At 73.1% G+C, this 21,479-nt stretch carries 18 protein-coding genes; 11 read left to right on the top strand and 7 right to left on the bottom strand.

What is annotated here, in order from left to right; translation table 11 throughout:
- Positions 1-65: 65 nt before the first annotated feature.
- Together ACIBIW_RS25825 and ACIBIW_RS25820 are read left to right on the top strand one after the other, a co-directional pair.
- Positions 66-1,583, top strand: coding sequence for an FGGY-family carbohydrate kinase (locus ACIBIW_RS25825; protein ID WP_399339404.1), 1,518 nt, complete (start codon positions 66-68; stop codon positions 1,581-1,583).
- Between the two features lie 246 nt (positions 1,584-1,829).
- Entirely contained in the window at positions 1,830-3,473 is a 1,644-nt protein-coding gene (locus ACIBIW_RS25820) for a fucose isomerase (protein WP_399339403.1), read from the top strand.
- Between the two features lie 101 nt (positions 3,474-3,574).
- On the opposite strand, the gene ACIBIW_RS25815 is transcribed toward ACIBIW_RS25820, so the two are convergent.
- The 3 genes from ACIBIW_RS25815 to ACIBIW_RS25805 all read right to left on the bottom strand — a co-directional run bounded on the left by ACIBIW_RS25815 (position 3,575) and on the right by ACIBIW_RS25805 (position 5,474).
- A complete protein-coding gene (locus tag ACIBIW_RS25815; RefSeq protein WP_399339402.1) occupies positions 3,575-4,468 on the bottom strand; it encodes a virginiamycin B lyase in 894 nt (297 codons plus the stop codon).
- 32 nt (positions 4,469-4,500) lie between these two features.
- A complete protein-coding gene (locus ACIBIW_RS25810; RefSeq protein WP_399339401.1) occupies positions 4,501-4,662 on the bottom strand; it encodes a hypothetical protein in 162 nt (53 codons plus the stop codon).
- A gap of 89 nt (positions 4,663-4,751) precedes the next feature.
- Positions 4,752-5,474, bottom strand: coding sequence for a TetR/AcrR family transcriptional regulator (locus tag ACIBIW_RS25805; protein ID WP_399339400.1), 723 nt, complete (start codon positions 5,472-5,474; stop codon positions 4,752-4,754).
- A gap of 166 nt (positions 5,475-5,640) precedes the next feature.
- Here ACIBIW_RS25805 and ACIBIW_RS25800 point away from each other — a divergent pair, with 166 nt between their 5' ends.
- Positions 5,641-6,543, top strand: a complete 903-nt coding sequence (locus ACIBIW_RS25800; protein WP_399339399.1) for an aldo/keto reductase — start codon at positions 5,641-5,643, stop codon at positions 6,541-6,543.
- 108 nt (positions 6,544-6,651) lie between these two features.
- Here ACIBIW_RS25800 and ACIBIW_RS25795 read toward each other — a convergent pair whose 3' ends face one another.
- On the bottom strand, positions 6,652-6,918 hold the full coding sequence (locus ACIBIW_RS25795; protein WP_399339398.1) for a protealysin inhibitor emfourin: 267 nt from the start codon (positions 6,916-6,918) through the stop codon (positions 6,652-6,654).
- A 49-nt stretch (positions 6,919-6,967) separates the two neighbouring features.
- On the bottom strand, positions 6,968-8,026 hold the full coding sequence (locus ACIBIW_RS25790) for a M4 family metallopeptidase (RefSeq protein ID WP_399339397.1): 1,059 nt from the start codon (positions 8,024-8,026) through the stop codon (positions 6,968-6,970).
- A gap of 438 nt (positions 8,027-8,464) precedes the next feature.
- Between ACIBIW_RS25790 and leuA the strand changes: the two genes are divergently transcribed.
- The 6 genes from leuA (at position 8,465) to ACIBIW_RS25760 (ending at position 16,950) form a co-directional block, all read left to right on the top strand.
- Positions 8,465-10,219: a 2-isopropylmalate synthase gene (leuA, locus tag ACIBIW_RS25785; protein WP_399339396.1), complete on the top strand. Its 1,755-nt coding sequence runs from the start codon at positions 8,465-8,467 to the stop codon at positions 10,217-10,219.
- 265 nt (positions 10,220-10,484) lie between these two features.
- Entirely contained in the window at positions 10,485-11,132 is a 648-nt protein-coding gene (locus ACIBIW_RS25780; protein WP_399339395.1) for a TerB family tellurite resistance protein, read from the top strand.
- Positions 11,133-11,548: 416 nt separating this feature from the next.
- Entirely contained in the window at positions 11,549-13,624 is a 2,076-nt protein-coding gene (locus ACIBIW_RS25775) for an MMPL family transporter (RefSeq protein ID WP_399339394.1), read from the top strand.
- Between the two features lie 92 nt (positions 13,625-13,716).
- Positions 13,717-14,973, top strand: a complete 1,257-nt coding sequence (locus ACIBIW_RS25770; RefSeq protein WP_399339393.1) for a sensor histidine kinase — start codon at positions 13,717-13,719, stop codon at positions 14,971-14,973.
- Entirely contained in the window at positions 14,970-15,641 is a 672-nt protein-coding gene (locus tag ACIBIW_RS25765) for a response regulator (RefSeq protein WP_399339392.1), read from the top strand. The genes ACIBIW_RS25770 and ACIBIW_RS25765 overlap by 4 nt, the downstream gene beginning before the upstream one ends.
- Before the next feature lie 73 nt (positions 15,642-15,714).
- Positions 15,715-16,950, top strand: coding sequence for a cysteine desulfurase-like protein (locus tag ACIBIW_RS25760; protein ID WP_399339391.1), 1,236 nt, complete (start codon positions 15,715-15,717; stop codon positions 16,948-16,950).
- Between the two features lie 62 nt (positions 16,951-17,012).
- Here the strand turns inward: ACIBIW_RS25760 and ACIBIW_RS25755 are convergent, their stop codons facing one another.
- Positions 17,013-17,642, bottom strand: a complete 630-nt coding sequence (locus tag ACIBIW_RS25755; protein ID WP_399339389.1) for a hypothetical protein — start codon at positions 17,640-17,642, stop codon at positions 17,013-17,015.
- 7 nt (positions 17,643-17,649) lie between these two features.
- Positions 17,650-18,342 (bottom strand): hypothetical protein, encoded by a 693-nt coding sequence (locus ACIBIW_RS25750; protein WP_399339388.1) that lies wholly within the window; start codon positions 18,340-18,342, stop codon positions 17,650-17,652.
- A 153-nt stretch (positions 18,343-18,495) separates the two neighbouring features.
- On the opposite strand from ACIBIW_RS25750, the gene ACIBIW_RS25745 reads away from it, so the two are divergent.
- Positions 18,496-19,743: a helix-turn-helix domain-containing protein gene (locus tag ACIBIW_RS25745; protein ID WP_399339387.1), complete on the top strand. Its 1,248-nt coding sequence runs from the start codon at positions 18,496-18,498 to the stop codon at positions 19,741-19,743.
- A gap of 420 nt (positions 19,744-20,163) precedes the next feature.
- Entirely contained in the window at positions 20,164-21,390 is a 1,227-nt protein-coding gene (locus ACIBIW_RS25740) for an exo-alpha-sialidase (RefSeq protein ID WP_399339386.1), read from the top strand.
- Positions 21,391-21,479: the final 89 nt, after the last annotated feature.

Raw genomic sequence — 21,479 nt, 5'->3', positions numbered from 1 at the left:
GGGAGTTGCGGGGCGGGCTGTCGGGCCTCTTGACCTTGAAATCGATTTCTGCCACCGTGCGGGTCATGCCTAGCAACGCAGCCAGCGCCCCGTCCCCCACCCGGGCCGTCCGTGCCGTTCTCGGCGTGGACATCGGCACGTCGAGCACCAAGGGCGTCCTCGTCGGGCTCGACGGCACCCTGCTGGGCACCGCCGTACGGGAGCACGCCCCCGAGCGGCCCGCGCCCGGCCACTTCGAGATGGACGCCGGGCTCTGGTGGCGGGAGTTCACCGGCATCGCCCGCGAACTCACCGCCGCCACGGCCGCCACCGTTGTCTCCGTCGGCGTCAGCGGCATGGGCCCCTGTGTGCTGCTCACGGACGCCGACGACACCCCGCTGCGCCCCGCGATCCTCTACGGCGTCGACACCCGCGCGGTGCGCCAGATCGAGCGCCTGGAGCGGGAACTCGGCGCCGACGCCGTCATCGCCCGCTGCGGCTCCGCCCTCACCACCCAGGCCGCGGGACCCAAGATCGCCTGGATCGCCGACGAGGAGCCCGAGCGGTACGCACGCGCCCGCCGCCTCTATATGCCCAGCTCCTGGCTGGTGCGCAGGCTCACCGGCGCCTACGTCCTCGACCACCACTCGGCCAGCCAGTCCACGCCGCTCTACGACACCGCCGCCCGCGCCTGGTACGCGCCCTGGGCGGAGCGGGTCGCCCCCGGTATCGAACTGCCGCCCCTGCGGTGGTCGGGGGAGGCCGCGGGCACCGTCACCGCCGAGGCCGCGGCCGCCACCGGGCTGCCCGCGGGCGTGCCCGTCACCACCGGCACCATCGACGCCTGGGCGGAGGCGCTGAGCGTCGGCGCCCAGGGCGTCGGCGACCTCATGCTGATGTACGGCACCACCATGTTCCTCATCCACACCGTGCCCGCGCCGCTGACCAGCCCCTCCCTCTGGGGCACCGTCGGAGCCCTGCCCGGCACCCGCAACCTCGCCGGGGGCATGGCCACCTCGGGCGCCGTCACCAACTGGCTGCGCGACCTGTTCGGCTCCGCGGGCCACGCGGGGCTCGTCGAGGCCGCCGCCGAGTCGCCCGTGGGCGCCGGCGGGCTGCTGATGCTGCCGTACTTCTCCGGTGAGCGGACCCCGGTCATGGACCCCGACGCGCGCGGCGTCGTCGCCGGGCTCACCCTCTCCCACACCCGCGGCGACCTCTACCGGGCCGCCCTGGAGGCCACCGGCTTCGGCGTCCGCCACAACATCGAGGTGATCGAGGCCGCGGGCGGCGACATCCGGCGCGTCGTCGCCGTCGGCGGCGGCACCCAGGGCCGCCTGTGGACCGGCATCGTCTCCGACATCACCGGCCGCGAACAGGAGCTGCGCGCCACCACCATCGGCGCCAGCTACGGCGGCGCCTGGCTCGCCGCCCGCCTCGTCGAGGACGTCTCGCTCGACGCCTGGAACCCCGTCGTGGAGACGGTCGCCCCCCGCCCCGGGAACCGGGAGCGCTACGACCGGCTCTACGGGCTCTACCGACGGCTCTACGACGGCACCGCGGACACCGTGCACGCGCTCGCGGCCCTCCAGCGGGAGGGGTGAGCGGTGCGTCCCGCGCGGGGGCGCGTGAGGCGGATGCGCTCTGCGCGGGGGCGTGCGGGGGCGCGTGCGGGTGGGGTGCGGTGCGTACGGGGAGTGCGTGGGTGGGCGAGGAGCGCGGGGGGTCGAGGGGGCCGCCCTCGGACCCCGCCGGGCCCCTGAGGTGCCGGGGTTCTTGAGCCGGGGCCCCGGGGTCCTGTTCGGTTTTCCGGTCTTCCGGGCCGGATCGTTTCGTAGTTCGGAGAGCATATGAGCACGTACACGCTTCCCGTCGTGACCGAGGCGCCCAGCGCCGCGACCGGGACCGTCTACACCGTGGCCAGTGGCGACCTGCGGCCGAGCGCCAACGTCACCTGCTGGCCCACCCAGCAGAAACTGGAGGGCGACCTCACCGCCGCCCTCACCGCACTCGGCTGGAAGGTCGCCCGCGGCCACCCCGTCGACGAGGCCAAGGGTCACGGCTTCATCGACAGCCAGCGCGCCGGTATCGAGGTCTTCAAGACGCTGCCGCCCGACGCGCCCCTGATCGTCGTCGAGGGCGTGTGGCAGTACAGCCATCATGTGCTGGCCGGGCTGCGCAGCCACCGCGGCCCGATCCTGGTCGTGGCGAACTGGAGCGGTGAGTTCCCCGGGCTCGTCGGACTGCTCAACCTCGCCGGCAGCCTCACCAAGGCCCGCCGCGACTACTCGGTGCTCTGGAGCGTCGACTTCACCGACGAGTGGGCCCGTGAGGGCCTGCGCACCTGGCTGGAGACCGGCACGCTGCGCCACGACACCGGCCACGTACGCGACCTGCCCCCGCTCGCCGACCTCCCGGCCGGGCCCGAGACCGAACTCGGCACAGCCCTCGCGCGGCAGCTCATCACCGAGAAGGCCATCATCGGCGTCTTCGACGAGGGCTGCATGGGCATGTACAACGCCATCATCGACGACGAGCACCTCAACCCCCTGGGCATATACAAGGAGCGGCTCTCGCAGAGCGCCCTCGTCGCCGAGATGAGGAAGGTCCCCGACGAGGAGGCCGCCGCGGTGCGCACCTGGCTCGACGACGCCGGGATGACCTTCCACACCGGCACCGACGAGGCCACCGAGCTGACCGACGCGCAGTTGCACAGCCAGTTCAAGATGTACATCGCCGCGCTGCGGATCGCGGACGACTTCGGCCTCGACGCCGTCGGCATCCAGTACCAGCAGGGCCTGAAGGACACCGTCCCCGCGAGCGACCTCGCCGAGGGGCTGCTGGGCAATGTGCAGCGCCCGCCGGTACGCAGCCGCGACGGCTCCCGCGAGCTGTACGCGGGCGCCCCGCTGCCGCACTTCAACGAGGTCGACGAGGGCGTCGCCGTCGACCTCCTCGTCACCAACCGGATCTGGACCGCGATGGGCCTCGACCCGGCCACCACGCTCCACGACATCCGCTGGGGCGAGGAGTACGACGGCCGCTTCGTCTGGGTCTTCGAGATCTCGGGCGCGGTGCCCGCCTCCCACCACGGCGGCTACGACAAGTCCTGGAGCATGCGCCAGCCCCCGATGTTCTTCCCGCTGGGCGGCGGCACCCTCAGCGGCGTCTCCAAGCCGGGCGAACTCGTGTGGTCCCGTGTCTTCCTGATGGACGGCACCCTCCATGTCGACCTGGGGCGTGCCACCGCGGTGGCGCTCCCGGAGGAGGAGACCCGCCGCAGGCTCGACGCCACCAACCCGCAGTGGCCGATCATGCACGCGGTCCTGCATGGCGTCACCCGCGACCAGTTCATGGCCCGCCACCGCGCCAACCACCTCAATGTGGCCTACGCCCCCGACGCCCCCACCGCGGAGAAGGCCCTCCTGGCGAAGGCGGCGTTCTTCGCGGAGCTGGGCCTCACGGTCCATCTGTGCGGGGAGGCCGGAATCTGACGGGGGAGGGTTCCCCGGACGGGGTGGGAAGCCGCGGGGATTCCCACCCCGGAGGGGGCGGTCGCCGGGGGAAGGCGCCGCTCCCGTCCGCCCGTCATCCGCTACGGTTCAAGCCGCGCGACCCCTCCGGTCTCAAGGGCCGCCCACAGAGCGCCGTCGGGGCCCAGGGCGATGCCGTGCGGCTCGGACGACGGTGACGGCAGGCTGTATTCGGCGATCTCGCCGCTCTCGGTGATGTGGCCGATGCGGTTGGCTCCCCATTCGGTGAACCAGCAGTCCCCCGTGGAGGCCGCGATGATGGCGTGGGGTCTGGCCGTGCGGTCGGGGAGCGGGAACTCCTTGACCGCGCCGTCCACCGAGATCCTGCCGATCTGGCCCGCCGCGATCTCGACGAACCACAGGGCGGCGCCGTCACTGGTGATGCCCACGGGTGCGGCGCCGGGAGTGGGGAGCGGGTGTATGGCGATGTCGCCGTGGAGAGTGATGCGGCCGATCGCGTTCGCCTGGTTGAGGGTGAACCACAGGGCTCCGTCGGGGCCCGCGGTGATCGCCGAGGGATAGGCGCCCGTACGGGGAAGGGCGAACTCGGTGATCTCTCCCGTGCGGGTGATACGGCCGATACGGTCGGTGTTCATCTCCGTGAACCACATCGCGCCGTCCGGACCGGCCGTGATGCCGTAGGGTCCGCTGCCGGGCGTCGGTACGGGGAAGGACTCCGCCTCGCCGTCGGCGGTGACGCGGCCGATCCGGTGGTCCTGGGTGCGGGTGAACCACAGTGCTCCGTCGGGCCCGGGAGCGATGACCGTAGGGCCGCACTCGGACGAGTCCAGGGGGTATTCGTCGAGTTCGCCGTCGAGGGAGAGACGCGCGACGCGGCCACTGTGCACGAAGGTGAGCCACAGCGCGCCGTCGGGTCCGGCCACGATGCCGTAGGGCCCCGCACCCTTGTCCGGCACGGAGATCTCCCTGATGGCCGGGGCACCGGATGATTGCACGGCAAACTCCTTGCAGGGGTGGTGGGGTGAGATCAATCGACGTCGGCTGCCGATGCCGCGGCCCGGTCCCACCAAGCCGCGGCGTGGTGCCCGCTGCCGTGGACAAGCAGCACGCGCTTGCCGTGACCGCCGAAGTCCACACCCGACAGGGCCCCGTCCGCGACGGGGAGTTCGATCTCTGTTCCGGTCACCATCGCACCCTGTCTGCGGGAAGACGGGCCGCGCAACCGCATTTCCCCCGGGGAACGGAGTACTCGGCGTACTCAGGGCACGGGGAGTGCGGCTACCGGGCCGAAGCCCGCTCCCACCCCGCCAACCGTCCGAGCCAGTCCCGCAGCAGGGCCGTCTCGGCGGGGCGCAGGGGGAGGGTGGCGGGGTCGGTGGTGGTGAGGGCGGCGTCCAGGGAGAGGGCCAGGGGGGCCAGGCCCGGCTCCGGGGGCGGGAGGGGGTCGGTGACGAGGGAGTCGATGAGGGTGTCGCGCAGGCGCGTGGAGATCGCCGGGTCGCGCTCCTCCTCGGGGAGGCCGATCAGCGACAGGGTGGCGCCGGTGACGGCGGCCAGCGACAGGGACGCGGCGAGCGCGGGCGGCACCCGCAGGCGCCCGGCGGCGGCGACCCGGTCGAGGAACGCCCTCAGGAGGCCCTGCGCCTCGTCGGCGGCGGGCGGGCGCCGCCCCGGGCGGTCGGGGCCGTACATCAGCAGATAGAGCGCGCTGTGGCGCAGCCCGAACTCGACATGGGTGTCCCAGCCGCGGCGCATGTCCTCCACGGGGTCGCCGCCCGCCTTCAGCGCGTGCTTCTCGGCCAGGTACTTCTCGAAGGCGTGCACGGCCAGCGCCGCGAGCAGGCCGTCCTTGTCGCCGAAGAGCTGGTAGAGGGAGGCGGCGCGGATACCGGCCGCCGCCGCCACCGACCGGGTGGACACCGCCTGCGCGCCCTCGCGCTCCAGGATGTCGGCCGCCACCTCGATGATCTGCTGCCGTGTCCGGCTCTTCGCGTCCTCCACGGTTGCGATGCTACGGCATTCCGCGTATCACTGACACAGGCACTGATACGCGCATTGGTGTGGCAGTGATACGGAACCGGGCCCTGGCCCTCGAATCGGGGCGGGACGACCGGGGCGACTGGAATTTACCAGGATCAAACAGAATGAAATGGACAGGGAGAAGTCTGTGAACCGTGTGGGATATGGCGCCATGCAGCTCGCCGGGCCGAACGTGTGGGGGCCGCCGGACGACCCGGAAGCGGCGCGGCGGGTGCTGCGGCTGGCGGTGGAGTGCGGGGTCACGTTCTTCGACACCGCCAACGCGTACGGGCCCCGTACCGTCAACAGGCTGATCGGGGAGGCGCTGCGGCCCTTCCCCGAAGGGGTGATCGTCGGCAACAAGGTCGGCGCCGGGCGCGGCGAGGACGGGTCGTGGATCATCACCGACCGTCCGGACACGGTCCGCCGACAGGTCCACGAGGCCCTGGAGGACATGGGCGCCGAGGCCAGCGAGCTGACCTATCTGCGGCTCGGCGGCGACACCCCGGGGGCCACGAGCGACGTGCCGCTCGAAGAGTCGCTCGGGGCGCTCGTGGACCTGCGCGAACAGGGCCTCGTCCGCCGTATCGGGCTGTCGGGCGCCTCGCCGCAGATGCTGGCACGCGCGCGGCGGATGACGCCGATCGCGGCCGTGCAGAACCGCTTCAACCTGCTCGACCGCAGCGGCGTCCAGGTCCTCGCCGACTGCGAGGAGCACGGCGTCATGTTCGTGCCCTACTTCCCGCTGGCGTCGGGGCGGCTGACCGGTGACGAGGCGCTGACCGGCCCCTCCGGGCGCCTGGGCAGGACGCCCGCCCAGATCGCGCTGGCCTGGCTGCTGCGCCGTTCCCCCGCCGTGGTCGTCATCCCCGGCACGTCGAACCCCGGCCATCTGCGCGCCAACGTCGCCGCCGCCGAGGTGGCGGGGGAACTCACCGACGCCGAGGTGGCACGGCTGACGGGCCTCGTCGACGAGTCGGCGGCTGTCCTCGACCGTCCTGACCAGTCCACGCTCGACGCCCTCGCCGCCGCGGCGCGCGAGCACCGCTGAGCGGCGGGAAGGCCGACCGGGAAGTCCGAGGTCGGCTTTCGGGCCTTACGGCGCGCCCCGGGAGGGGCCCCCGCCGCGCCGGGCGCCGCTGGGGGCGGCCCCGCGGGGCTAGGCGCCCTCTTTCAGCACTCGGCTGATCAACTCCCGTTGGGACGGGCTGAGATGGGGGTCGGTGCAGTGGGTGGTCGTGTCGTCGACGGTCAGGGTGTAGTGGAAGCCGTCGGGGACGCCGGGGGATGGGGTGGTCTCGGCCTCCGCGAGGGCGCGGTGGGCCAGGTCGTGCCACTCCGCCGCGTCGGAGCGGTCGGCCGTGTCCACCTCGGCGCGGCGGGGGATTCCGGCGAACCCGCCGGTTCGCTTCACCTGGATACGCATGGGTCCTGTCTAGCCGCTCGGGCCGCCGGGGAACAGGGCGGCGGCGCGGCTACGACGTCAGCACCCCCACCTGCTGCCACGCCTTGGTGACGGCCTGTTCCTCCGCGTCGCCGTCGCCGAAGCGGTTGCGCGCCGCCTCGACGGTCAGCCGGGCGAAGGCCGCGAAGTCGGCGTTCGACTCCAGGTCGCCGCCGGTCAGCACGTCGTACCAGATCCGGCCCGCGCGCTCCCACGCGTGGCCGCCGATCTCCTTGGCCACCAGGTAGAACGCGTGGTTGGGGATGCCGGAGTTGACGTGGACGCCGCCGTTGTCCTCCTGGGTGTCCACATAGTCGGCCATGGTGGCGGGCTGCGGGTCCTTGCCGAGGACGTCGTCGTCGTACGCCGTGCCCGGGGCCTTCATGGAGCGCAGGGCCTTGCCCGTGACCCTCGGGGCGAGCAGACCCGCGCCGATCAGCCAGTCGGCCTGCTCGGCGGTCTGGCCGAGCGAGTACTGCTTGATGAGGGCGCCGAAGACGTCGGACACCGACTCGTTGAGCGCGCCTGCCTGGCCCTGGTAGGTCAGGTTCGCCGTGTGCTGGGTGACGCCGTGGGTCAGCTCGTGGCCGATGACGTCCACGGGGATGGTGAAGTCGCGGAAGACCTCGCCGTCGCCGTCGCCGAACACCATCTGCTCGCCGTTCCAGAAGGCGTTGTTGTACTTCTCGTCGTAGTGCACGCTCGCGTCGAGCGGGAGGCCGTGGTTGTCGATGGAGCGGCGGTCGTACGCCTTCAGGTAGAACTCGAAGGTGGCGCCGAGGGCCGCGTACGCGCGGTTCACCGTGGCGTCCTCGACGGCCTCCTCGCCCTCGGAGCGGACCTTGGTGCCCGGCAGGGAGGTGCCGTGCCGGCAGTCGTACACCGTGCGGCGGGGCTTGTCGGAGGCCGCGCCCTGGGCCGCCCCCGCCGTCACGGCGAGGGTCGCCGTGTGGCGCCTGGTGCGGTGCTCCGCGTCACGCATCAGGGTGCGGCGTGCGGGGTCGGAGAGGGCCGGGTCGGTGCTCCTGGACAGCGCGTCGAGGACTTGGGGCGGGACGATCGTGCAGAACACGGGGGTGATCCCCGTCATGGGCCGTGTGCCCGGAGATGAAGTCGTGGTCATACTCCGAAGGTGGCACTCCGTCACCCTGATGTCACTAGCTGCAACGGCGATTGGTGAAATAGAGTGAAACATACGGTGGATCTGGTTTGAGAAGACGGTGACGGCATAGTGCGCGAGGGCCGTCAGGGCCGTCAGGGCCGTCAGGGGCGTCGGCGGTGCGCGGGGCCGCCGGGGCGCCCGTGGCGGGCCCGCACGCGTGGGGGCCGGGAGCCCGGAAAGGGTCCCGCATACTGATACGGATCTCTTGGACCGCGGCGCCTCGGCTATGCTGCCCCACATCATGCGTTACGGGCTGCTTCTTCTTAGCTGCCGCGGCGAGGGTCTGTAGTCGTAGGCCGACCCCCTCCCCGCGGAGTGCGGCGTTGTCCACGTCGGCCGTCCCCCGCGGACCGAGGAGCCCCCTAAATGTCGCAACCTACTCCGATCACCACTGGTTCCCACTTCCAGCGCCCGACCGGTATGCCGATCCACAAGTACGACCGGTACGAGCAGGTGGACATCCCCGACAGGACCTGGCCCGAGCAGCGCGTCACCAAGGCGCCCCGCTGGCTCTCCACCGACCTGCGCGACGGCAATCAGGCCCTGATCGACCCCATGTCCCCCGCCCGCAAGCGCGAGATGTTCGACCTGCTGGTGCGCATGGGCTACAAGGAGATCGAGGTCGGCTTCCCCTCCTCGGGCCAGACCGACTTCGACTTCGTACGCTCCATCATCGAGAGCGACGCCATTCCCGAGGACGTCACGATCTCCGTGCTGACACAGGCGCGCGAGGAGCTGATCGAGCGGACCGTCGAGTCCGTCAAGGGCGCCCACCGGGCCACCGTGCACCTGTACAACGCCACCGCGCCCGTCTGGCGCGAGGTCGTCTTCCGCGGCTCGCGCGACCAGGTGAGGCAGATCGCCGTGGACGGCACCCGGCTCGTCATGGAGTACGCGGACAAGCTGCTCGACGAGCGCACCACCTTCGGCTACCAGTACAGCCCCGAGATCTTCACCGACACCGAGCTGGACTTCGCGCTGGAGGTCTGCGAGGGCGTCATGGACGTGTGGGGCCCGCGCGAGGGCCGCGAGATCATCCTGAACCTGCCCGCCACCGTCGAGCGCTCCACCCCCTCCACCCACGCCGACCGCTTCGAGTGGATGTCGCGGAACCTCTCCCGCCGCGAGTACGTCTGCCTGTCCGTCCACCCGCACAACGACCGCGGCACCGCCGTCGCCGCCGCGGAACTGGCCCTGATGGCCGGGGCCGACCGCATCGAGGGCTGCCTGTTCGGGCAGGGCGAGCGCACCGGCAACGTCGACCTGGTCACCCTCGGCATGAACCTGTTTAGCCAGGGCGTCGACCCGCAGATCGACTTCTCCGACATCGACGAGATCCGCCGCACCGCCGAGTACTGCAACCGGATGGAGGTCCACCCGCGCCACCCCTACGCGGGCGACCTCGTCTACACCGCCTTCTCCGGCTCCCACCAGGACGCCATCAAGAAGGGCTTCGAGGCCATGGAGGCCAAGGCCGCCGCGGCCGGCAGGACCGTCGACGAGATCACCTGGGCCGTGCCCTACCTGCCCATCGACCCCAAGGACGTCGGGCGCTCCTACGAGGCCGTCATCCGGGTCAACTCGCAGTCGGGCAAAGGCGGCATCTCCTACGTCCTGAAGAACGACCATAATCTGGACCTGCCGCGCCGGATGCAGATCGAGTTCTCGAAGATCATCCAGGCCAAGACGGACGCCGAGGGCGGCGAGGTCACGCCCGGCGCGATCTGGGACGTCTTCCGCGACGAGTACCTGCCCAACCCCGCCAACCCCTGGGGAAGGGTGCAGCTCAGGGCCGGTCAGACGACCACCGACAAGGACGGCGTCGACACCCTCACGGCACGGGCCGACGTGGACGGCGCCCCGACCGTGCTGACCGGCGCGGGCAACGGCCCCATCTCGGCGTTCTTCGCCGCGCTCCAGAGCATCGGCATCGACGCCAGGCTGCTGGACTACCAGGAGCACACGATGAGCGAGGGCGCGTCCGCGCAGGCCGCCTCGTACATCGAGTGCGCCATCGACGGGGCCGTGCTGTGGGGGATCGGCATCGACGCGAATACGACACGTGCCTCTCTGAAGGCGGTTGTCTCCGCGGTCAACCGCGCGGCCCGACAGGGGGCCTGACCGGCGCTTTCCCCCTCCCCGGCGGCGCTTTCCCGCCGCCGGGGACGGGGCGTGTCCCGGCCAGCCGCCGTGCGGGGTACTGACGTCCCCTCGGGTATGTGGCTAACATCACGCCAATGCGGCATCGTTGCCGCAGCGTTATGGGAGGTGCCACGTGCTGCCAGTATGGGGACGACCGGGGGGAACCGGGAGATTCGGTCAGACCGGACCTAGCGGACAATTCGCTGCGGATCACCCAGCAGGGCGCCCCTCCAGCCTCTCCCGCGTGCTCGGCACCCGCGTCGTCTGGACCACCGTGGGCGACGGAGAGTTCTTCTGCCCGGGGTGCGGCGGCGACAGGAACTACCAGCGGCGCACCGGACGCCGCCGCTTCTTCCTGCTCGGCGTGCCGGTACTGCCGCGCGGCTCCGCCGGGCCCGTCGTCGAATGCGCCGCCTGCGACGACCAGTTCGGCACCGAGGTGCTCGACCACCCCACCACGCACCGCTTTTCGGCCATGTTGCGCGACGCGGTCCACACCGTGGCGCTCGCCGTGCTCGCCGCCGACGGCACGTGCGAGCGCGCCGCGCTCGGCACGGCCGTGTCGGTGGTACGCGCCGCCGGGTTCGACGAGTGCACGGAGGACCAACTGCTCGCGCTGATCGAGGCGCTGGCCGCCGACACCGGGCGGCTGCCCGAGCAGTGCGGGACCGGGCTCACCGGGCTCGCCATAGAGCTGCACGAGGCGCTCGACCCGCTCGCGCCCCATCTCGCGCCCGCCGGGCGGGAGTCCATCCTCGCGCAGGGGGCGCGGATCGCCCTCGCGGACGGGGCGTACACGCCCGCCGAGCGGGAGGTGCTGGGGACCGTGGGGGCCGCGCTCACGCTCTGTCCTGACGACATTGACCGGTTGCTGGCGGCGGTCAGGGCGTAGCCCTGGCGTGACACCGCTTTGCCCTACGCGGGCGGCGCCCCCCTGTGCGGGGGGCGTTTTGCGTTGTCGGTCGGCGTTGCGTCGGCGTGGGGTTGTCGGGGGTGGGGCTCTCCTTGCTGTGCGGGTGGGTGGGGAGTTGGAGGGTCGGGATGCGGGTGCGTGGGGATTCCGCCGGACCCTCGGCTACGGGGTTCTCGCCGTTGCGGCGGGAAGGGGGGAAGGGGGGAGGGGGGAGAGGAGGGGAAAGCTGCGAAGAGGAGCGCCCGTCGCTCCCCGTGCTGTACTCCGGCGGGAGGAACGGAAGCGGTGGCGGGACCGGGGCGGTAGGGCGGGGTCGGTCGGGTGGGGGACGCGGGGGGTGGGGGGTCGGCTGGACGCTGGGCGGGTTGTGCAACGCCCAGTGGGAGGGGGCCCGGATGGGGGCCGAGACGAAGGCGGGCCGGCGCGGAAGGCGCGCGCCCTGGCTTGTGGTGGGGTTCTGGGTGGTGCTGGTCGCCGTCGCCTGGACCTTCGCGGGGCGGCTCGGGGGCGTGGAGCACAACCGCGTCGTGGACTACCTGCCCGCGAGCGCCGACTCCACCAGGGCCGCCGAGTTGCAGAGCGCGCTGCCCGGCGGGCAGGCCACGGACCTTGTCGTGGTGTACCACCGCGACGGCGGCCTCACCGCCGCCGACCGTGCCACCGCCGCCCGGCAGACCGCGCGGGTCGCGAGCCGCCTCGACCTGGCGTCCGCGCCCGGGGCGGTGCCCTCCCGCGACGGCACCACCCTCATGTACCCCGTCTCGACCACCGCCCCCGGCGGCGACGAGAAGGCCAGGGACCGGTTCGTGGACGCTGTGCGCGACGTCGTCAGGGGCGGCGGCGGGCTCGGTGCCGACGTCGGCGGCCCCGGCGCCCTCGCCACCGACTCCGGCGAGGTGTACGGCTCGCTCGGCGACCCGCTGCTCTACACCACCGTCGCCCTCGTCGCCGTACTGCTCGTCCTGATCTACCGCAGCCCGTTCCTGTGGCTGCTGCCGCTGCTCACCGCCGGGGTCGCCGACGCCCTCGCGATGGCCGCCGCGTACGGACTCAACCGGGTCTTCGACACCTCCGTCAGCGGCCAGAGCGCGGGCGTGATGACGATCCTCGTGTTCGGCGCAGGAACCGACTACGCGCTGCTGCTCGTCTCCCGCTACCGCGAGGAACTGCGGCGCGTGGCGCGCCCGTACGACGCCATGGCCGCGGCGCTGCGGGGCTGCGGGCCCGCCGTCCTCGCGTCGTCGGGCACCGTCGCGGCCGGGCTGCTCTGCCTGCTCGCCGCCGACCTCAACAGCAGCCGCGGCATGGGCCCGCTCGGCGCCGTCGGGGTGCTCTGCGCGCTGCTCGCCATGATGACCCTGCTGCCCGCGCTGCTCGTGCTCCTCGGGCGCCGGGTGTTCTGGCCGCTGCTGCCCTCACTCGGCAGCAGCCCGCCGCGCCGCCGGGGCCTGTTCAACGCCATGGGCGCCTCCGCGGGACGCCGCCCCCGCACCGTCCTCGTACTCGGCGCGCTGCTCCTCGGGGCCCTCGCCCTAGGCCAGTTCGCGCTGCCCGGCGACCTCAGGCAGGAGGACTCGTTCAGCAGCGCCCCCGAGGCCGTCAGGGCCATGCGGACCCTCGCCGACGCCTACCCGGAGCGCGGCACCCAGCCCCTCACCGTCATGACGCCGACCCGTGGCGCCGACGGTGCGCTCACCGACGTCCGCGGCACGGAAGGCGTCGCCTCCGCCACGCGCGGCCGCAGCGGCGGCGGTTGGACCGAACTGTCCGTCCTCGCGAAGGCATCGCCGCAGAGCCCCGCGGAGAGCGCCCTCATCGGGCGGCTGCGCGCCTCGCTGCCCGGCTCGCACATCGGCGGCGAGAGCGCCCAGCAGCGGGACCTGGAGGACACCAACGCCCGGGACCGCGCGCTCGTCGTGCCCCTCGTGCTCGCCGCCGTGCTGCTGATCCTCGTCGCGCTGCTGCGCAGCCTGGTGGCGCCGCTGCTGCTGCTCGCCGCCGTCGTGGTGGTCTGGGGCGCCGCGGTCGGCGTCGGCGGGCTGCTCTTCGGGCCGCTGTTCGGCTTCCACGGCACCGATCCCGGGCTCGGACTGCTGTCGTTCGTGTTCCTCGTCGCCCTCGGCGTCGACTACGGCATCTTCCTGCTGCACCGGATGCGCGAGGAGGCCCTGGCGGGCGCCGTCCCGGCCGCCGCCGCGCTCACCGCGCTGCGCACCACGGGCGGCGTCATCGCCTCCGCGGGCGTCGTGCTCGCCGCGACGTTCGGCGTGCTGCTGAACATGCCGCTCGTCCAACTCGCGGAGCTGGGCTTCGTCATCGCGGTCGGGGTGCTGCTCGACACGTTCCTGGTGCGCACCTACCTCGTGACGTCCGCGAGCGTGCTCCTCGGCCGCCGGGTCTGGTGGCCGGGCGCCCTGGCGAAACCCGCGTCCGCACCGGAGCCCGTACCCGCCGCCGACCCGGCGCGCTGAGCCACACCCGCCGCCCCCGCCGCCCCGCCGGGGCAGGCGGCGGTGCGCGCCCCCGCGGCCGCGCCGCCACCGCCGTACCCCAGGATGGACCCGTGCAGGCCCACACCCAGGCACCACACCGCACCGCGAGGCCGCGCCGGGCCATGAGCAGGACAGGCGGGTGGCTGGTGGGCGTCGTCAACGGCGACCCGCTGGCCGCCCGCCACGCGCTCGCCAAGGACGCCGCGCTCGCGGCGGTACTCGCGGTGTCCGCGGTGGTGATCGCGCTGCTCACCAACCCGGCGAGACGGCCGGACGCGGTCGGCTGGGCACTGCTCGTCGCGCTGCACGTGCCGCTGGTGTGGCGGCGCCGCTGCCCGCTGCTGATGATGGCGGCGCTGCTGTGCTGCGTCGCCCCGTACCACGGCCTCGACTACAACCACCTCGCCCCGTCGGGCGCCTCCTACGTCGCCCTCTACACCCTCGCCGCCACCGGCCGCCCGCTGCGCACCCTCCTCGCGGGCACCTGCATCCTCGCGGTGTCGCTCTCGGTGACGCTGAGCGTCGACACCCACCGCGGTGTCGAACTGCTGCGGATCTCCGGCTGGGTGCTCGCCTTCCTGCTCATCGGTGGCTACGTGCGCGTCCACCGCCAGCACGTCGCCGCCGTCGTGGAGCGCGCGGAACGCGCCGAGCGCACCCGGGAGGAGGAGGCCGCACGGCGGGTCGCCGAGGAGCGGCTGCGGATCGCCCGCGACCTGCACGACCTGCTCGCGCACAGCATCACCCTCATCGGCGTCCAGGCGTCGGTCGCCGCGCACGTGCTCGCCGCGGACCCGGCGCACCACGACCCCGCCGCCCTCGCCCGCGCCCTCGACGACATCTCCGAGACCTGCCGCACCGCACGCGGCGACCTGCGCGCCACCCTCCAGGTGCTGCGCGCCGGGGCCGCGGAGCCGCGCGAGCCGCTGCCCGGCCTCGCGGGACTCACCGACCTCGCCAGGTCGGCGCGCGGCGCGGGCGCCACCGTGCGGCTGCGCGTGCCCGGGGGACCCGACGACGGGACACCGCCCGCCGTGGGCGCCGCCGCCTACCGCATCGTCCAGGAGGCCCTGACCAACGCCGTCCGGCACGCGGGGCCCGAGGTCGGAGTGGACATCGACATAGCGATACGGGACGGTGCGCTGCGGGTGTCCGTGACCGACGACGGCGCCGCCGCGCCCGGCGCGCCCGCGACACCGGGCGGCTTCGGCCTCGTCGGGATGCGCGAGCGCGCCCGCAGCGTCGGCGGCACCCTGCACGCCGGGCCACGCCCCGTGGGCGGCTTCGCCGTCACCGCCGTACTGCCGCTGAACGGAGCCGTCTCATGACCATCCGCGTCCTCCTCGCCGACGACCAGAAACTGGTGCGCGCCGCGTTCGCGATGCTGATCGGGACCGCGCAGGGGATGGAGGTCGTCGGGCAGGCGGGCACGGGGCGCGAGGCGGTGCGGCTCGCCGTGGAGGCGGCGCCCGACGTCGTCGTCATGGACATCAGGATGCCCGACCTCGACGGCATCGAGGCCACCCGCCGCATCGCCGCGCAGCCCGCGCTCGGCGGCGTCCGGGTCCTGGTGCTGACCACGTACGACACCGACGAGCACATCGCGGACGCGCTGCGCGCCGGGGCCTCCGGGTTCCTGGAGAAGGACACCAGGCCCGCCGAACTCCTCGACGCGATACGGGTGGTGGCCGCCGGGGACGCGCTGCTCTCGCCCGCCGCCACCGCCCGGCTCATCGGCAGCTTCCTGCGCGGCGCCGCGCCGCCCGCGGCCCACGGCGAGGGGCCCGCCTGCCTCTCCGCCCGCGAGCGCGAGGTGCTCGCGCTCGTCGCCCACGGCCTCAGCAACGCGGAGATCGCCCGCGCGCTCGGGCTCAGCCCGCTGACCGCCAAGTCCCATGTGAGCCGCATCATGGGCAAGCTCGGCGCCCGGGACCGCGCGCAACTCGTCGTGACCGCCTACGAGTCGGGGCTCGTACGGCCGGGGGAGGGCGGCTGAGCCCAGGCGGGAGGGGCCCCGGGCCGGGCCGGGGCGGGGAGTGAGGACGGGCGGGGGTGGTTAGGAGACCAGCGTGACCTACGACATCGGCGCCCTGCGCGCCCAGTTCCCCGCCCTGCGCTCCGGCGTCGCCTTCTTCGACGGGCCCGGCGGCAGCCAGACGCCGCGCCCCGTCATCGACGCGATGGCCGACGCCCTCGCACACCCGCTGTCCAACCGCGGCAGCCTCACCGCGGGCGAGCGCGCCGCCGACGCCCTCGTGACCGGGGCCAGGGCGGCGCTCGGCGACCTGCTGGGGGCCGACCCCGACGGTGTCGTCATCGGCCGCAGCGCCACCCAGCTCACCTACGACTTCTCCCGCACCCTCGCCGCGACCTGGGAGCCGGGCGACGAGATCGTGGTGACCACGCTCGACCACGACGCCAACATCCGCCCCTGGGTGCAGGCGGCCGCGGCCGTGGGCGCCACCGTGCGGCGGGCCGCGTTCGACCCGGACTCGGGCGAGCTGACCGCCGCGCGCATCGCCGCCGAGGTCGGCGAGCGCACCCGGCTCGTCGCCGTCACCGGCGCGTCCAACCTCATCGGCACCCGGCCGCCCGTCCCCGAGATCGCCGAACTGGTCCACCGCGCGGGCGCGCTGCTGTACGTGGACGCGGTGCACCTCGCCGCGCACGCGCGCCTACGGCTCGACACGCTCGGCGCCGACTTCGCCGTCTGCTCCCCCTACAAGTTCTTCGGCCCCCACCTCGGCGTCCTCGCGAGCCGCCCCGCGCTCCTCGAAACCCTGCGGCCCCACAAGCTGCTGCCGTCCACCGACCGCGTCCCCGAGCGCTTCGAGTACGGCACCCTGCCCTATGAGTCGCTTGCGGGGGCCACCGCCGCCGTCGACTTCCTCGCGGGACTCGCCGACGGCACGGGAACGGGCGCGGGCGCGGGGCGCGCGGACGACAGGCCCGCCCGGCTCGACGCCGCCTTCGCCGTGCTCGCAGCGCACGAGGAGCCGTTGCGCCGCCGCCTCGAAACCGGCCTCGCCGGGCTCGACCGGATACGCGTCCACTCCCGCGCCGCGCTGCGCACCCCCACCCTGCTGCTCACCATCGAGGGCGCCGACACCCGGGACGCCTACCGCTTCCTCGCCGAGCGCGACATCGCCGCACCCTCCGGCAGCTTCTACGCGCTTGAGGCGTCCCGCGGCCTCGGCCTCGGCGACACCGGGGGCCTGCGCGTCGGGCTCGCCCCGTACACCGACGAGGACGACATCGACCGACTGCTGGCGGGCCTGGGGGAGTTCATCGCGGGGGCGGCCTGAACGGCGGGGGCGGCGCTTCTGTGGCCGCCCCGCGGGGTCGTCGGTCACGTGAGAGTTGGGGGTCAGTTCCGCCGACCGTAGAAGGGTTCGAGGCGGTGGGTTCTGCGGCAGGGCGGGCAGGCCCAGCGTCCGCCGGCGTCCAGGCTCGACGTGCCGGTGACCGTGACCAGTTCGGTGCCGGGGGCGTAGCCGGTGTGCCAGTGACACCAGCCGATACCGCGCGCGGCGGCCCGCCGCTGGCCGTGGCGGGTCAGGGCCTTCACTGCTTCCGGGGCGCACAGCTTGTGTGGCTTCGCCGGGGGTACGGCCCAGTACGGGACCTGCCCGGAGAGCTGGGTGGCGCCCGGCGCGGGGGTGTCGAGGTGGTCCTCGGGTTCCAGGCACCGTACGTACGCCACCGTGCGGTGCCAGGACTTGGCGGTGTCCGCGGGGACGAGCAGGTGGTAGCGGGCGTGCGCGGGGTCGTGGATGACGGGTCCGCCCAGGCGCTCGCCGAGCCGGGCGCGCACGGCGTGGGGGACGGCGGTTCCCACGGCGGCGTGGACGAGCAGTGCGGGCAGGCGCACGGCGGTGAACACCACCCCGCACGGCAGCGCGGCCACACCGCCCGGCCGCTCCCACGCCTGGTGTGCCTGGGCGGGCCGGGGGTGGGCGGAGGCGAGCCAGTCGGCTGCGGGGCGGCTGTCATTCACCGGCACCTCACACACCGCCTTCGGCCAGGGGCGTGAGGCGGTGTGCCGCGCGGCAGTCGGCACAGGCGTACAGGCTCGCGCCCGGTCCGCTCATCTGCTCGATGATGCTCACCAGTTCCGTGCCGCGGGCATGACCGTGATGCCAGTTGCACCAGCGCACTGCCCCGGCCGCCACCCGCTCCCGCCCCACCCGCGCCAACTCCTCCACCGCGACCGGGTCGCACAGGTGGCCGGGTCCGTCCATGGGCACCGCCCAGTACGCGTTCATGCCCGAGGGGCGCACGGCGGCGGGATGGGGCATGCCGAGGTAGTACTCAGGGCCGAGACACTCCGTCCACGACAGCCGCCAGTCCTTCGCGGCCCCGGCCGGGACGAGCGCGTAGTAGCGGTGGTACTGCGGGTCGTGGATGACCGGCCCGTGCAGGGCGGCGCCGAGCTGCGCGTGGAGAGCGGTCAGGTCGTCGGCGTCGCACGCGGCCCGCACCACGTTCTCCGGCAGACGCACCGCCGTGAACGGCCCGTCGCACGGCAGCGCCGCCACCCCGTAGGGGTGCGTCCACGCCTCGCGCACCTCCGCCGGGCGCGGGTGCGCTTGGGCAAGCCAGGCTGCGGCGGCGCCCGTCCGGTACGCGGGCGCCAACGCCGCCGCGGACGCGTCCAGTTCCGTTCGCTCGTCCGGGTGGCAGTGTGTAGCGTCCATCCCCGTCGACTCCTTCGCAGTCGGCCATGCCCCGGGACCGGTCACAAGCGGTTGCCGGGGTGAATGCGCTTATCGAACCGGTGCGGCCGGTCACGCACAGGAGCCACAAAAGGGGCCAGGGAGGGGCCAGACTGTACGGAGAAGGGGGCCGGCATGGACAGCAGCGAGCGACGACGGCAGTTCGGCGCCTATCTTGCGCGGCTTCGTCGACAAGCCCGGATGACGCAGCCAGAGTTGGCCGATGCTCTGTGCGCGGCCACGGGCACACATTCGGTGACGAGGAGCGAGGTCTCCCGGTGGGAGCGCGGGGTTCGCGTTCCGGGCTCGTGGTTGTCCGCCCTGGCGCACGTGCTGGGCACACCGCTCGCTGATCTCGATCAGGCGGCAGCGTACGGCCGAGGCGAGGACCGTGCAGTTCTGCCGGGGGCGAGTGCCATACTCGCTCAACTCCTGCCCCGCGACGGCGGTCCGCTCGCACGCGCCGTCGTCAGTACCGGGCGCCGCCTCGGAGCGGAGGACGTTGAGAGCCTCGCCGCCCGAGTTCATGCCCTGCGGCTGGCTGACGACGTCCTCTCAGGCGGCGACATCGTCGCTCCCGCGTTCGAGGAGCTTCGTCGCGCTGTCCGGCTCTACAGGGAGGCGACGTTCACAGACGAGGTGGGGCGCGCACTTCTTGTCCAAGTGGGCGAGGTGGCACAGATCGCCGGCTGGGTGGCCTCCGACGCTGGTCGGCGTAAGGACGCCGAGCGCGCATATCGGCTCGGCATAGACGCGGCTCGTCAGGCGGATGACAAGATCTTGGTTGCTCACCTCGCGGGCTCCCTCGCCTATCAGCACACGAACAACGGCCGGATGCACGAAGGGGCCGAACTTGCCCAGGCTGCGGTCGACGAGGCGGGGCCGGACGTACCCCCGGTGGCACGAGCGTTGTTCCTTGACCGCGTGGCCTGGGCTCGTACTCGGGTGGGAGAGAGCCAGGGCGCGATGCGGGCGCTCGGGGAGGCGCACGAGGCGCTGAACAGTGATGGACCCGAGAGCCCGCGCTGGGCGTACTGGGTTTCGGCGGCCGAGTTGGACATCATGGACGCCAGGGCCTACACGGAACTGCGCAGGCCCCTCCGTGCCGTGCCCCTGCTGACCGATGTCTTGAGCCGCTACGACGTCACGCACGCGCGAGAACTCGCGCTGTACCGCTCGTGGCTGGCCATCGCACTCCTCGACGCCAACGAGCCCGAGCAGGCCGCCGATGAAGCCTCCCGGGTCCTTACGGCATCTGAGGCTTTGTCATCGAGGAGGACAGCCGTGCGAGCCCAGGCCGTGCTGGACCGTATGCAGCCCTTTCGCCATGTGCCAGAGATCCGCGAAGTCCTCAAGGATCATGCTCATCTGCTGTTGAGGTGAACGGCGAAGTGGCCTTCGCTCGCCCCTTCACAGGGCGGGCGGGGCCGTGAGTTATCGGTACTGCCCGCGGGTTGGGTCGAGTCCGGCGGCCTGCGGCGGCGCCGAGCAGGAGTCATCGGGGGGCATGTCGTCGAGGCGACAGACGAGCCCGGCCGGGGCCGCAGGCGGAGGCTGGAGGCTGTAGCCGTCGCGGCAGGTCTGCTCGTCCCGGACGGGCGTACCGTCCTTGCCGCCTGCCCCCCGGCGGCCCCGGGGGACCCGGCTCGCCCGCCGCGGCCTCCGCGGCCCACGCGGCCCACGCCCCGCCCGTCGCGCGGGTATTGATCTGGCACTCGCCGCGCACTAGCGTCACAGGACGTCCTACGTCCCATGTCCCACCTCCCATGTCCTGTGTGTCCTCCCGTCCCAAGGAAGTAACAGATGAGCGTGCAGAGTCGGCTGATCACGAGCATGGCCGTGCTGGGGGCCGCGGTGCTGGCCAGTACGGGAACCGCCCTCGCCGCAGGCGGCAGCGGTCACAGACCGGCCTCGTGCACCTCCTCGGTGCCGTTCAGAGCGGGGGAGGACGGCTACGACACCTTCCGTATCCCCTCCGCGGTGCGCACCCCGGGCGGTACCCTCGTCGCCTTCGCCGAGGGGCGGCACGACGGCGAGGCGGACAGCGGCGACATCGACGTCGTGCGCAAGCGCTCCGACGACGGCGGCTGCACCTGGGGGCCGCTCGGCGTGGTCGCCGCGGGCGGCGGCGACACCCGCGGCAACCCTGCCCCCGTGGTCGACCCGCGCACCGGGCACCTCGTCCTCGTCACCTGCTTCAACAGCGGGCAGGTGACCGAGGCCCAGATCATGCGCGGCGAGGTGACGCCCGAGCAGAGCCGCCGGGTCTTCGTGCAGACCAGCAGGGACGACGGCCACACCTTCTCGAAGCCCCGCGAGATCACCGCGGACGTCAAGCGCCCCGACTGGCGCTGGTACGCCACCGGGCCGGGCCATGCCATCGCCCTCACCCACGGCCCCCACAAGGGCCGCCTCGTGGTCCCCTCCAACTACTCGACCGCCCCGCCCGCCGGCTCGTCCGACACCGGCCAGGAGGCCAAGTACTACGCTGCGCACGCCCTCTACAGCGACGACGGCGGGCTGCACTGGAAGCTCGGCTTCGTCGACGAGACCTACGACGGCGTCATCAACGCCAACGAGTCGACCGCCGCCCAACTTCCCGACGGGCGCATCTATTTCAGCGCCCGCGACCAGAACGGCACCAGTACGGGCAACCGCCTCGACACCTATTCGAGCGACGGCGGCGCCACCCTCGACAGGCCCTACGCCGTCCAGCCCACCCTGAACGACGTCCCCGTCGTCCAGGGCAGCGTGCTCCAGACCGAGGGCGGCCGCCACGCCCCGCTGCTGTTCGCCGGCCCCTCCGTGCCCACCGCGCGCGCCGGCATGGCCGTCTGGTCCAGCACCGACGCAGGCGCCGGCTTCACCAAGGCCACCACCCTCTCCGAACTCCCCGCCGCCTACTCGGATCTCGTCCAGCCCGACCGCGGCACCGTCGGCGTCCTCTACGAGACAGGCGACGAAGGCACGTACGAGCGCATCGAGTTCAGGCGCCTGCGGCTCGACGGGCTCACCCCGCACGGCGACTGACGCCGCGTCAGCACGGCGGAGAGGTTGCGACCGGCCCCGTGCACCGAAGCCCCCGTACACCGAAGCCCCGTACACCGAAGCGGGGCCCC

Source organism: Streptomyces sp. NPDC050560 (assembly GCF_044457285.1).
Lineage (GTDB): Bacteria > Actinomycetota > Actinomycetes > Streptomycetales > Streptomycetaceae > Streptomyces.
The sequence above is the reverse complement of the archived record's forward strand: the minus strand, read 5'-3'. Positions and strand labels throughout refer to the sequence as shown.

Bases quoted from the DNA above. Each gene is read 5' to 3' on its own strand.
- leuA (WP_399339396.1), top strand. From the start codon at position 8,465: ATGTCGCAACCTACTCCGATCACCACTGGTTCCCACTTCCAGCGCCCG.
- ACIBIW_RS25740 (WP_399339386.1), top strand. From the start codon at position 20,164: ATGAGCGTGCAGAGTCGGCTGATCACGAGCATGGCCGTGCTGGGGGCC.
- ACIBIW_RS25765 (WP_399339392.1), top strand. From the start codon at position 14,970: ATGACCATCCGCGTCCTCCTCGCCGACGACCAGAAACTGGTGCGCGCC.
- ACIBIW_RS25775 (WP_399339394.1), top strand. From the start codon at position 11,549: ATGGGGGCCGAGACGAAGGCGGGCCGGCGCGGAAGGCGCGCGCCCTGG.
- ACIBIW_RS25790 (WP_399339397.1), bottom strand. From the start codon at position 8,026: ATGACGGGGATCACCCCCGTGTTCTGCACGATCGTCCCGCCCCAAGTC.
- ACIBIW_RS25810 (WP_399339401.1), bottom strand. From the start codon at position 4,662: ATGGTGACCGGAACAGAGATCGAACTCCCCGTCGCGGACGGGGCCCTG.
- ACIBIW_RS25825 (WP_399339404.1), top strand. From the start codon at position 66: ATGCCTAGCAACGCAGCCAGCGCCCCGTCCCCCACCCGGGCCGTCCGT.
- ACIBIW_RS25750 (WP_399339388.1), bottom strand. From the start codon at position 18,342: ATGGACGCTACACACTGCCACCCGGACGAGCGAACGGAACTGGACGCG.
- ACIBIW_RS25820 (WP_399339403.1), top strand. From the start codon at position 1,830: ATGAGCACGTACACGCTTCCCGTCGTGACCGAGGCGCCCAGCGCCGCG.
- ACIBIW_RS25795 (WP_399339398.1), bottom strand. From the start codon at position 6,918: ATGCGTATCCAGGTGAAGCGAACCGGCGGGTTCGCCGGAATCCCCCGC.
- ACIBIW_RS25745 (WP_399339387.1), top strand. From the start codon at position 18,496: ATGGACAGCAGCGAGCGACGACGGCAGTTCGGCGCCTATCTTGCGCGG.